Below are 11929 nucleotides of genomic sequence, written 5' to 3' on the forward strand. Positions count from 1 at the left end.
TAGCAACGTTCCAGCTGGTCGATTCGACGGCGAGCGCTACAGCAGGTCCGGAACGTCCAAGATCGTGACGCCCGTTTCTTCGCGCCACCGTTCCAACAGATCCGCTCGCTCGGAAAGCGCGGCCGTGGCCATCACGACATGACGATGACCCTCGCCGACCACCCCTCCTGCACCGAACAACGCGACACATCGACGAGCATGCTCGAGGTCGTGGCGCGCCCAGTACCGCACACCCTCGTAGCCTGCCGCCCTCAGCGCCGCCGCCCACCGCTGAGTCAGCGGATAGTCGGCAGTCGAGAAGATCTCCGCCGTCACCCCGAACGCAACACCCGCGTTCGCAGTCAAGTCAGCGAGCCTGACATCGGTGCCCAACGTGATCGTCGACGCCGCACGCGCATCCACCTCGTACCTCGGCACGACGAGTTGGCCACCGAAGATCTCCAGGAGCGTGACCACCTCGTCTTCCGCCAGGTAGCACGTCCCGTCAGGCTCCTCGAGGTCGAACCGTCCACCTCCGCTCGACGAGTACCACCACGTTCCAAGACTGGCCTGGTGCGACCGAAAGAACTCGGTCCCGGCCGGGTAGACGTACGACGGAAATCGCTCCGCCAGTTCACTGACGGGCTTGGGCTCGGACAGATGAACGACGGCGCGATCAGCACTCACGCTGCAAGCCGGCTGACAGCAGCCCGGGCGGCGCGAGCAACAGTAGGCACATCACCGTCGAGAAGAGCTTGCCGGGGCGTACGGCCATCCAACTCAGGCTGTTCGGTAGTCAGCCACGCGACCGTCGACCATCCACGCGGATCCTGCCCCGCCCACACACGCAGCACGTCTTGAATACCGAGAATCGGCTTCGCCGGCTGGGCATCGGTGAACCCGGCTGCGGCGTAACCGTATTTTCCGTTGCCGCCCGTCAACCGTAGAACGCGGTTCTCCTTCACAGCCTTGCTCAGAGCCGCACGCGTCCAGCCCGCAACATCGAGGGCCTGACTCGGGGTCAAGATCTCCCCCACATGCTCGCTCCATGCGCGACGGGCTTTCAGACCGTTGACGATGCCACTCAGGCCCGCTATCGCGTATGCCAGATCACGCTCATCCGGCGCACCGCTGGCCTCGACCAATCGATGCGCCATGACCTCAAAATCCTTCTCCACAGTGGACATACCCTGATCATCCCCGGCTGTTCCCGTCATGTCAACCATGTCAACCGGGAGTAATGATGGGTCTTGGATTGCGTGCGAAAAGTGTCGTACCTCGCCGATACGATCCGAAGCGGAACTCCTGCGTCGGGGCAGAGAGTCGAGTCGAGTTGGGAGCGTCGAGATGTCACCGGTGAGCAAGAAACGCAAAGGCGCAGGCAAGGGGTCAGGGCGATCGCGTGGCGGTCCGGGAGCCGCTGCAGTGCCGGAATGGGCGCAGCGGGCGGGGTACGTCACACCACCAGTAGCAGGGATCCGCCCCCCTGCGAATCCTGGCGTGAGCACACCGGCAGAAGTGCAGATCATCGACCGACATTGCCAAATCTGGCAGGCCTACACCGAGGGCGGCTTTTCCGGCACCTGCATTGCTGCGGTGCGCTGCTTGATTCCGGCATTGCGTGACTACGGGATCGAGGCCGAGCCGCTGGTCGTGTACGGGCAGGTGGCGTGGTCGGACGAGCAGTGGGTGGAGCTTGGGAGCCGCACACCGAAATGGGAATCGGACACACAGTGGACCGGGCACCTGGTGTTGTGGATTCCGGCAATGGGCCGGATTGTCGATCCGACCGTCTATCAAGCAAACCGGCGCGGGATGCCGACCACGATCACTCGGGCTCTGGTCTTCAAGATCGGTTCACTCGAGCTGCTGGAGACAGCGGGAGTGAACAAGGACGGTGCGCTGGTGCAGTACCAACGGGTCATCGGTGCGGACATGAGTTGGTTCGATCGCGATCACGCCGATCGCGAGGCGATCGAGGATGCTCTCCGAATTCTGCGGAGTGCAGTAGCCGACTCACTCGGCAGCAAGGCAGACCGGAAAGCGGGTTGGATGGCGACCGCGACCCACCCACCATTGGTGGAAGCTTTACGCCTGCGAGGTTTGATCTCCGCAACATAATCCGGTAGCTGTGCAATCTTCTCAGCGGTAGGCGTCCGACCGGTGTGAAATCGCGGTGACCTGCACCGTTCGCCGCCCGGTGTCGATCAGATAGAGAACCCGGTAGGTGCCTCTGCGGGCGCTGTAGGCAGGCGAAAGCGGCGGGGCCGGGGGCTTCCCGACCCGCTGCGGATTCTCCAGCAACGCTCCGGTGATGAACTCGTACACCGCAGCGGCGACCTTCTCGGGAAGAGTGTGACTGATAGCGCGAGAGGCTGATCGAGCAATCACAAGCCGATACGGCGCTTCAGGCTCGCTCACGCGCGGGCAGACCGGCCAGCGACCCGCATGACCTCGGCCAACTCCCCCGCATCGAGACTGTCACCCTCGGGCAGCTCCGCCACGCCACGAAGATGAGATGTCAGCAGTTCCTGATCCGACAGCACTGCGATGGTCTCCTGCAGCGCATCGAAATCGTCGGCAGCGAGCAACACCGCAGCCCGGTGCCCATTGCGGGTGATCTCATACCGGGCGTGGGTCTGTTCCGCATCGTCCACGATCTTGGACAGACGCGCACGTGCATCTGCGACCGGCAAAGTAGTCATGTACATAATTAGAGCGCAAATAGCGCGAAGGTGCAATTGCCCGTTCAGCGCGACACAGCACCTATTAGTTGGTGACCAAAACCTGAAGTTCGCATCTTCGGACTTCAGTGCGCGAGGTCAGCGGCGTGGGAATTACACCACCGATCTCGGACTTGCTGCAGCCGCCAGATCGTGCCGTCGGCCCTAAGGTGCGTCGTCGAACGGCCCGAATGCCGCTTCGTCCCAATGCTGTTCGAGCGCGGCGTTCCATTCGTCGATGTCCGAGGCAGAGAACAGGTGCATGTTGTGTTCGGTGAGTAAGAACCCGGTGTCGCGCCATGCTTGGACATAGGCGGGGTTCTCTCCTGCCTCGCGGGCCCTGTCGATGAGCGAGTCCACGTCCGCCAACAGGGTCTCCTCACTGATCTCCTGCGGAGTGTCGGCATCTGGGTCGAAGAACAACGGATCGTTGGGCCCGAGGTCTCGACCGAACTTGACCTGAAACGCCTGTCGTTGCTGCTTGAGAGCGTCGTTCAGTTCCGCACCCCCAATCGTGTCTTTACTCCACGACAGGGTTCGCCCACCGTCGGCGTTAGTGCGCCGTTGCACGAACGAGGGATCGCCGCTGCGTTCGAGAACAAGCGCAGCGTGCTGCTCACGCGACACTCCTTGCTGCGCGAGCCGCTTTCGACGCTGCTGGACCTTGCGAGCGCGCTTGTCACCGGCGGAGGTACGTTTCGATGTCATACCTCACCGTCCCAGAGATACTCCAGAACATCCGGTGTTCGGCCGAGACTGCGGTGCATGCGCCGAACCTCCCCGGCCACACTGCACCCATCACCCGGCGCACCATGCCGCTCACCGCACGTTCTCTCAGCACACCACCGGCAACGTGCGTGAACACCTCTCACTGCGTCCTGTCCCTTCGAGCGGATCGGCGGAGCAGACGACGCCTCAGGTCATCAGGATCGGACATGATGTACATCAAATACAGCAGCGGCAGGTACATCAGAGTCTCTGGCCGCCGGCCGTCATGCTGCGCGAACAGTCGGTCGCGGACGGGATCAGCTTTGTCGAACCCGTGCGTAGTGTTCCTGCGCGCACGCATCAGCTGACTCACAGCGACGTCGAGCGACAGGGCTTTCTCCGCTCCACCGGGGAGCCTCAGAATCACCTTCTCCGATCCACGATAGTTCTTGATGAAGAACCCTTCTCCCACCTCCGTCAACGCCTCCACACCGTAAGCGGCGTACGGAAGGAGGACGGACTGAACATCAGCAGGCATACGATCTCGAACTTGCTGCAGCGCTTTTGCAGCAACCGAGGGCTTGCACAGTGCCGTGAGATCCCATGAAAGCCAGGACGACTCGATCAGGTCCATTGCCGACCACATCAAAACTCCGGCTGCGTAGTCGTCGTGCAGCGATAGCAGCGTCGAGGTAACTCGTTGCAGGAGATCAGCAAATTCCATCAGCCGGTTCTGCTGCGCATAGGGGAGGTAGTCACCGTCAGCATCCGCGAACAGACATGGGTTCAGGAGGTGCCCGAGAACCGAGTTCATCTGAGCAACCCACCAAGCGACGGCAGCACCCCACGCCGCCGGTGCCGGCGGCTCCTGCCGCTGAGGAAGACGACCCACTGGAGATCGGGGAAGCACCTGATGCGCTTCGTACGGAACAGGAGACCGCCCGATAATATCTGTGCCGAGAGTAAAAATCACCGCACCCGACACCCTGTTCGCCTGAAACGCCCACACCCATGGAGACCGTGCAGCCAACAACGGACCGAGATGGCTTGCGGGAACCAGCACACTGCTCAATATCGACGAGCCCGACGCGAAAACGACCTCGTCGACGTCGATCGGCCCGCGTCGTATGTCCTCGAGAAGTTCAGGGTCCTGATTCAGACGCAACACGAACCCAGGAAACCTCATCCGACGGTGCGTGGCGTTGCCATAGCGAACAACGTGGACAGCGTGCTGGCCGAACGGGTGCTCGTCATCGTCGTCCACAATTCCGGCCAAATCGCTACGTGCACTGCAGACTGCTGCAGACAACGACCCGTCGCGGGCTGTGATGACAGGTAACTGCAACGCATACAGGAACGATCCCACCGCGCCCGCGCTCATCTGCGTGATCGCGCGAAGGCGTTCCTCGGCGATTCGCTCATGGTCCAAACGAGAGGCGTAAGGGTCCTGCGGGAGGTCGACGAGCTCGTCATCGACGTCCGCTTCCGAGCTCGACAGGGTGCAGACTGTCATGAAATCCACCCGGTCCATGCCGCTAGCCGGCTCCGTCAACGCCCACACGTCCGGTGCGGACGTGTGGCCTACCTCGAACCCCAGCTCTTCCAGGTAGGCCTGCACTTGCCCTCCGGCCAACTCTGGTGGAATCGTGACGTTGACGGTCAACCGTTCAGGCATTCCACCAGCCTACAAACCATGAAGCCTGATATCTGCCTCGAATTTCGTCCCCCACGCTGAGCGGGGTGCACGGCTCTAGTTGGTGACCACAACCTGCAATTCGCCTATCCGACTATCTCGGGTGTGCCACACTCCAAATCGTCGACACCGCCACGAGAGCCGCCACCTGACTTCCCAGGGACTGTAAGCCTTGGTTACACCGATCAAGTGGCCATTGGTCGCGGGCCTGCCTCCGCCGATCTTGCCTCCTTGCAACAGGAGCAGTGCACGTCGACGCCGAAGGCGAGGCTCAACGAGGGGCACAACATAACTGAATATGTCCGACCAGACATCTACAGTTGCATCCATGCCAACGCGAGCTGTCCCAGACAAAGCGGACCTAGCCACCCTCAGGCCGGACCTCGCGAACGAATGGCACCCCACCTTCAACGGCGATCTTCATCCATCCCAATTCACGGCCGGCTCGACCGCAGTCGATATCTGGTGGAAATGCACCAAGAACCATGAATATCAAATGCGCATCGCCAAACGCGCCCTACATGGTTACGGCTGCCCATACTGCTCAGGTCGACGTACAATCTGCGGAGTAAACGACCTGTTGACCCTGCTACCGGAGGCCGCTCAAGAATGGGATCACGACCGGAACGACCGATCTCCGGAATCTGTAAAACCCGGCTCCGAATACAAAGCTTGGTGGAAATGCCGCCCACGTGGCCATTCATATCAATTACGAATTGACCGGTGGGTTTCTGCAAAATGCGCATGTCCGTACTGCGGTGGCCGTCTACCTATAGCAGGCGAAAACGACCTCGGAACCCTCGTGCCCGAAATTGCCGTCGACTGGCATCCAGACAAGAACAGCATAGGCCCTGACGAGGTACTGATCGGATCTAACAAGCCGGTTTGGTGGAAATGCAGGCACGGTCACGAATGGCGCGCGCAGATCGCGAGCCGCAGCTCAGGGAAAAGAACTGGCTGCCCAGTTTGCTCCAACCGTCGAGTCGAGTCCGGTGTAAACGACCTCGCTACGCTTCGACCAGACCTCGCCGCCGAATGGCACCCTACCCGCAACCAACTGACGCCCGGATTGCTATCGACGGGAAGCGCTCGTTCGGTGTGGTGGCTTTGCACGACAGGGAGGCATGAATGGGAAGACACCATCAGCACGAGGTCGCGTGGATATGGATGCCCCATCTGTTCAGGCAAGCGCGCCTTGGCTGGTTTCAACGATCTCTCCACCCTCTATCCAGAAATCGCTAGCCAGTGGGATTACAGCAAAAACGCTCTTGAGCCTCAACTTGTTCGGCCCGGATCCAACTACACTGCGAACTGGATTTGCGCGAAAAACCATCAATACCCTGCAACAGTAGCCGCTAGAGTCAGAGGACGGGGATGCCCTTACTGCGTCGGCAAACAAACCCTTCCAGGCTTCAATGACCTGTCGACACGAAGGCCCGATCTAGCTAAAGAATGGCATGCGACCAGGAATGTAATACAACCGTCGGGGGTTACTGGGGGCAGCAGAAAGTTATTTTGGTGGAGTTGCAATCCTTACGGCCATGAATATCAGGCAGAGGTATCAGCCCGATCCGCCGGGAATGGCTGCCCGATATGTTCGGGGCGACGCGTAAAAGTGGGCTTCAACGATCTAGCCACGACTTATCCAGAGCTAGCTAATGAATGGCATGCGACGAGGAACAAAACTGAGCCCTCACAGGTCACCTCAGGTTCCAATCGAAAGGCCTGGTGGAGCTGCACGGAATCTCACGAATGGCAGGCCACTATCAGCAGTCGCGCTGCAGGCAGGGGCTGCTCTCGATGCAAAGATCATGGGTCCTCGAAGCGAGAAGCCGCCGTATGCGAGGCCATAACAAAGATCCTGGGCATTGCTTATACTGGACCGCAACGTTTGCCATCCTGGCCGGGGGCTGTTGATCTAATAATTCACGATCATTCTACCGTCGTGGAGTACGACGGTTGGTACTGGCACTTCACAAAATCTGACACGGACAAAAGAAAGACACTAGCACTCGAAGAAGCGGGGTGGAATGTCGTCCGAATTCGGGAGTCAAAGCCAAATTGTGAACCACTACCTCTTATACCGGGGACTTTAATTCCCTGCACTGATTCCGAGGATCCCGGCTTAGTCGCCATCCGAGTAGTCGCAGCACTCCGTAAGACCACCGACTCATCCTGTGACTAGAACCTGTAGCTCGCCAACCCGTACTTCGGTGGTCGCGGTTGCGGTAGTGGGTATTGTGCCGCCGACGACTTGACCGGGGAGAACAGCAGTCCAAGTGACGACCCACATCGACGTCACAGAGACCTTGAAGGTACCGCCGGGCTCTAGTGTGGAGGCCTTCTGCAGGAAGTGGTTGCAAGTCGGTGACGGCAGTGCCATTGCCGCGTCGGTATAGGGGACGGAGGTCACCGGGCACAGGGGCGGGAGCGTGGGGAGACCGTCGCCGTAGTTGACGACAAGGCCCGTATTGACGGCGTTCATGTTGATGGTGATACCGCCGGTGGTGACGGTCCTGTTGATGGGGCCGACGGTAGCTTCTCGCGGATTAGCGACCCAGATCCAGGAATTCATTCCGACGAGTCCAGTGCGGCCTCCTGGGCTGTCGGCGGGTTCGGGGACGATCCCGATATCGATCGGCTCAACCTGAAGTGCGGTTACGGCCGCATTCACAAGATTCGCTACGTCGACGACGGCAGGCGGAGTGCCGGGAATGCCGGTATCCGGGAGCTGTACGCAGTTGGCTAGGCCCAGCCCAGCGCAAGCGTCGAGCTGCCCCTGTGTAGCGACCCCGAGCGTGCCGTCCGATTGAGGAAAGACCGTAGGTTGAGGTCCGCTGGGTGCGGGTGCCCCTCCCCCACCTCCTCCGCTTCCGAGCGATGCTGACTGTCCTCCAGGGATGGAAGTACCGGCACCGGAACTCGGACCAACTCCAGCGGGGGGTGAAGGCGCGGTCGTGAAACTGCCTTGCACGACAACGGCCTGCCCGCCACCGACGTCCCCAATGACATCTGCTCCCGCCCCACCAACACCCGGCTGGGCACCCGCGGACGGCGCGGTAAACGTCATGGCAGCCGCAACGGCAGTTCCGTAGATCAGTGTCCTAATCACCGCGCGGTGTTCTAAACGGTTAGGCATGGTTCCCTCGAATGGCAAAGCAGACGGATGAATTGGGCTACTAGCTGGTGCAGCTGTCGGTCTTCAAGGTGTTCAAACTGGTCACCCTCCAACCTGCAGAATCAGGCCATACAGCGTTTCGAACGGTGATCTGAGCTGTCTCAAACTGCCCTCGATCCGGAAGTGTTGCTGGACTGCCATCAGGAAACTTCGTGATCCACCCGGAGATATCGGTGCAAGTCTCGGTTTTGACCCATGCTCCGTCCGGCGAAGGGATTGGATTGCCGTCGGCGTCCTTCGGTGCCGACAGGTCGGTCACGGAGGAATTGACAACCACAATGGCCCCCGTGCTGGTAATTCCTTGAGAACGCCGGAGCGAGATATCGTCACTCACCTTGGGAAGAACCGGGCCACCCGCGACTCGATCCAATTCCTGGACCGCCTTCGCGGGATCGGCTTCGACCGCTCCACGCGAGGCATAGAACTCGTCGATCTTCGCGATTGCGCTATCGGTCGCCTGCTGTTCCGGTGACTTTTCGACACCCTCGGGGCCAGTGAGGACCGGCTGGGTGGTGGTCGTCACGGGAGTCGCTTCGGTGTCTCCGGTCCCGCATGCGACGCTGATGCTCGCAGCGGCGACTACCGCGAGAATTGCCGCACCGGTGCGGCGTCGTGTGCTGATCATCGTGGACCCCCTACGTTGTTCTGTGCGTTGTACTGCGGTAACGATAATGGTGCGGCTGTGCCGACCGTAACGTGCTCACCGGACACTTCAGACACCTCGATTGACGCGCTTGCTATCAACTGGCTATTGCTCCGATCCGGTATAGGGCGTTGCCGCCATTGTGGAATTGCGCGAGGGCACGCAAGAGTTCGTCGGTTTCGGGTTCTGGATCGACGTCGATGTCGCCGAGGTTCGCGAGCAATTGATCGATCAGCTCCTGGGTCTTGCTGATCTCGTCGCTTCCGTGGGTGGCAATGATCGCCAGTCGCCAGAGGCCTTCTCGGAACGGTTCGACGGTGACGCCGCGGTTTGCTGTGGTGAGCGCTGCGGCGAGATCTCCGGTCTTGATTTGTCGGGTGGCGAGCTCTTCGAGGGCGTCCGCGAGGGTCGAGATCATGTGCTGCTGCAGGTTTCGTGCCCACCCGTAACGGTCTGCCCGTGTCCCGGCGAACGGTTGATCGTTTACCAGTTCTGCGGCCGTCCGCAATTCCGCATCGGTGGCGGCGGCCGGGGTGGTGTCGATCAGTTGTTGCCAGTAGTCCCAGTCTGATCGGACATCGGGGTGTAGTCGGTAGCCGGTGCGGCCGGTGCGGTCGCCGTGCTTCGGGAATGCTTGCTCGCCGTTCTCCGTTTCTCCCAACCAATTTCGCAGTCTTGAGAGGTAGTTCTGGCGGCGTGTGGCCTTCTTCTTCGGCTGATCCTCCAGAGGGAGTTTGTCGAAATTGTCTGCAGGCCAGATCTTTTTGTCGATGGAGTCGTGTTTGATTCCCGGGTGGATCGAAAGAAGGGCTGCGATCTCGGTCAGGAGTACTTCACGGCCATCCTTGGGTGGCTCCGCGGTCGGGGTGGTGACGGATGGTTTCCCGAGAAGATGGAGCCAGAGATGTCCCGAGGCAGGTACGTCACCAACGACGGGAGCAATGGCTGGGGCCGGGTCATCGAAACCGATCGCTTCTGGGGATGTCCACTGCGCGACGTCCGGGCTGTAGGCGGGAACATCTGTGACGTCGGCGGCGGTCTCCGATGCGGTAGTTCCGTTCAGCAGCAGCTGGTCGGTGGGGTCGACCGCGGTGATGGCGTCGAGGAAGGTCTCAGCGCTTTCGGCGTCGGTGAGGTGTGCGTCGATTTCGGCTGCAGCCCAGGAGTCGTGAATGGATGACTCTGTGGGGATCGCTGGCTGTGTGGCGGTCGCGAGGTAGGCGGTAATGCCTTCATATTGGTCCGGCTCGAGGAATGCTGGCTGGAATGTGAAGCCGCCGTCGGTGTCTCGTTTGACAAGGCTTGCGGTGTTGCGGTCGACGATGTCGAGTGTCCACGCGGCCTGGGTGTTCTCGCTGGCGGTGCTGGCGGCAGCGAACGCTACGCGCGGTGTGGCGGCCAGGATCTGATCGAGTGATTGTTGTTGGTCGGCCGTCAACTGACTCGCGATGAGAACTACTTCGGGAGCGGTCATTTCGCTTGTGTCGTAGATCGAACGGGCCGCTGCAATGCTGTCGATGTGTTGTTCGACGAGAGTGTCTTGGTCACGTTCGGCTTGTCGGGCGAGTCTGGCCAGCACTTCGTCTGGTTGGTCGGTGTGCTCGATTCGACCGTTGCCGAACAGTTCGGGGAGCTCCTGTCCGAAACCGATCAGCGTCAGGTGCAGGTTGTCTGCGAGCGGGGATTCGACGAGTTCGAGGGCCAGGGCCTGGAGAGTGCCGCGGGCGTGGTCTGGTGAAGCTGAGATGCCGAGGTAGCCGAGTTCTTCCAGGTTGAGAAGAACTTGGGTTCGGTCGTCTGTGGAACCGAGTGTCACGAGCGTGGGGTACGGGCTGATTGTGGTGGGTGCTGGGGCGATCCGGACGTCGGCGGGGAGGGTCCAGGCGCCGGTCTCTGATCTGAGCCACGGGTCCGGCAGTACGGAGTCATCAAGGATTACTAGCTCCACCGCATCGGGACCGATGAATGCGCCGAGCAATGCCGGCAGTGCGTTGCCCTGTGTCCGAGCATGTTCGGCGATAGTCCTCAGTGCTTCGTCGAGCCGCGTGAGGACGTTGTTGTCCGCTGCAGAATGAATCTGTTCTTCCACAACTGCTGCAGCGCCCCAGGTTTCAGGGAGGGTCTCGCCTCTGCGGCGATCGTGCTGTTGACGGTGCCGGCGCAGCCCGAAGGCCCCAGCCAGTCCGATGGCCGCTAGGGCTGAGATACCGAGCCACAATGTGCTGTTCTGATTCTCGGAGACATCACTTGGCTGCGCAGTGGCGGCGATATGTACCGGGTCTGTCGTCGGTGTATTCAGTGGGATCTGGGTGGCTGGCTGAGTCGGGGCGGGAGCTGCAGCAGGACTGGGTGACGACGCTTGCGCCGGGGCAGGCATTTGAGCGGGTGCCGGCCCGGGTGCCACAACATCTGCGCCCGCGGACTCAGCAGCAGGATCGGAAGCTGCCACCGGGGCGGGAGCCTCTGCTGGCTCAGGGGCGGCCACCGGAGCAGGCGCTGGCTCAGGAACCGCCGCCGGGGCGGGGGCCTCTGCCGGGGCGGGGGCCTCTGCCGCCACCGGAGCAGGCGATGGCTCAGGAACCGCCGCTGTCGGAGCAGGTAGCTGTGACGAAGCGCTGTTGAGTTCGATTCCGAAAATCTTCGCAGCGGCGGCGGCAGCGGCCTGCGCTTCTGCCTGAGCCTGTTCGTCACCGCCCGGAACCATCTCTGCTTGCTCCGGAACGTCGGTGCCACCCAGGAGAGGTGCAGCGGAGGACGGTTCAGGCGCTGCTGCGGGGGCCAGTTCAGGAGCGGCAGCCGAAGCCGGTTCAGGAGCGACGGTCGGTTCGGGCACAGCGGCAGGTGCAGGAGCAGCAGAGACCGGAGCCGGTTCAGGAGCGGCAGCCGGTTCGGGCACAGCAGCAGGTACAGGAGCAGCAGAGACCGGAGCCGGTTCAGGAGCGGCAGCCGGTTCGGGCACAGCAGCAGGTACAGGAGCAGCAGAGACCGGAGCCGGTTCAGGAGCG

At 61.3% G+C, this 11929-nt stretch carries 11 protein-coding genes; 2 read left to right on the forward strand and 9 right to left on the reverse strand.

From position 1 onward, the window contains the following. Positions 1–36: 36 nt before the first annotated feature. Both AB0O58_RS17975 and AB0O58_RS17980 read right to left on the reverse strand, forming a co-directional pair. Positions 37–666: an RES family NAD+ phosphorylase gene (locus AB0O58_RS17975; RefSeq protein WP_300402729.1), complete on the reverse strand. Its 630-nt coding sequence runs from the start codon at positions 664–666 to the stop codon at positions 37–39. Then, positions 663–1166, reverse strand: a complete 504-nt coding sequence (locus AB0O58_RS17980) for a hypothetical protein (RefSeq protein ID WP_300402726.1) — start codon at positions 1164–1166, stop codon at positions 663–665. The genes AB0O58_RS17975 and AB0O58_RS17980 overlap by 4 nt, the downstream gene beginning before the upstream one ends. A 313-nt stretch (positions 1167–1479) precedes the next feature. Between AB0O58_RS17980 and AB0O58_RS17985 the strand changes: the two genes are divergently transcribed. After that, complete coding sequence (locus tag AB0O58_RS17985) at positions 1480–2100, forward strand: hypothetical protein (RefSeq protein WP_366238563.1); 621 nt, start codon at positions 1480–1482, stop codon at positions 2098–2100. A gap of 21 nt (positions 2101–2121) precedes the next feature. Here the strand turns inward: AB0O58_RS17985 and AB0O58_RS17990 are convergent, their stop codons facing one another. From AB0O58_RS17990 to AB0O58_RS18005, 4 genes are all read right to left on the reverse strand, one after another. Then, entirely contained in the window at positions 2122–2367 is a 246-nt protein-coding gene (locus AB0O58_RS17990) for a type II toxin-antitoxin system RelE/ParE family toxin (protein ID WP_366238577.1), read from the reverse strand. Positions 2368–2396: 29 nt separating this feature from the next. After that, positions 2397–2684 carry a type II toxin-antitoxin system Phd/YefM family antitoxin gene (locus AB0O58_RS17995; RefSeq protein WP_366238564.1) on the reverse strand — a complete coding sequence of 96 codons (288 nt, stop codon included), beginning with the start codon at positions 2682–2684 and terminating at the stop codon, positions 2397–2399. Positions 2685–2867: 183 nt separating this feature from the next. After that, the gene (locus tag AB0O58_RS18000; RefSeq protein WP_366238565.1) at positions 2868–3410 is read right to left on the reverse strand and encodes a hypothetical protein; all 543 of its coding nucleotides are present in this window, start codon (positions 3408–3410) and stop codon (positions 2868–2870) included. Positions 3411–3570: 160 nt separating this feature from the next. Then, positions 3571–5085 carry a hypothetical protein gene (locus AB0O58_RS18005; protein WP_300402921.1) on the reverse strand — a complete coding sequence of 505 codons (1515 nt, stop codon included), beginning with the start codon at positions 5083–5085 and terminating at the stop codon, positions 3571–3573. A 346-nt stretch (positions 5086–5431) separates the two neighbouring features. Here AB0O58_RS18005 and AB0O58_RS18010 point away from each other — a divergent pair, with 346 nt between their 5' ends. Continuing rightward, on the forward strand, positions 5432–7288 hold the full coding sequence (locus tag AB0O58_RS18010; protein ID WP_366238566.1) for a zinc-ribbon domain-containing protein: 1857 nt from the start codon (positions 5432–5434) through the stop codon (positions 7286–7288). On the opposite strand, the gene AB0O58_RS18015 is transcribed toward AB0O58_RS18010, so the two are convergent. The 3 genes from AB0O58_RS18015 to AB0O58_RS18025 all read right to left on the reverse strand — a co-directional run. Next, positions 7274–7678: a hypothetical protein gene (locus AB0O58_RS18015; protein ID WP_366238567.1), complete on the reverse strand. Its 405-nt coding sequence runs from the start codon at positions 7676–7678 to the stop codon at positions 7274–7276. The two genes, AB0O58_RS18010 and AB0O58_RS18015, sit on opposite strands and share 15 nt — an antisense overlap. A 604-nt stretch (positions 7679–8282) precedes the next feature. Continuing rightward, positions 8283–8804: a hypothetical protein gene (locus AB0O58_RS18020; RefSeq protein ID WP_366238568.1), complete on the reverse strand. Its 522-nt coding sequence runs from the start codon at positions 8802–8804 to the stop codon at positions 8283–8285. A gap of 217 nt (positions 8805–9021) precedes the next feature. Continuing rightward, positions 9022–11929 (reverse strand): bacterial transcriptional activator domain-containing protein (locus tag AB0O58_RS18025; protein ID WP_366238569.1); only part of this gene is annotated, 2908 nt, incomplete at its 5' end.

Source organism: Rhodococcus sp. NPDC080181, assembly GCF_040702225.1.
Taxonomy (GTDB): Bacteria; Actinomycetota; Actinomycetes; order Mycobacteriales; family Mycobacteriaceae; genus Rhodococcoides; species Rhodococcoides fascians.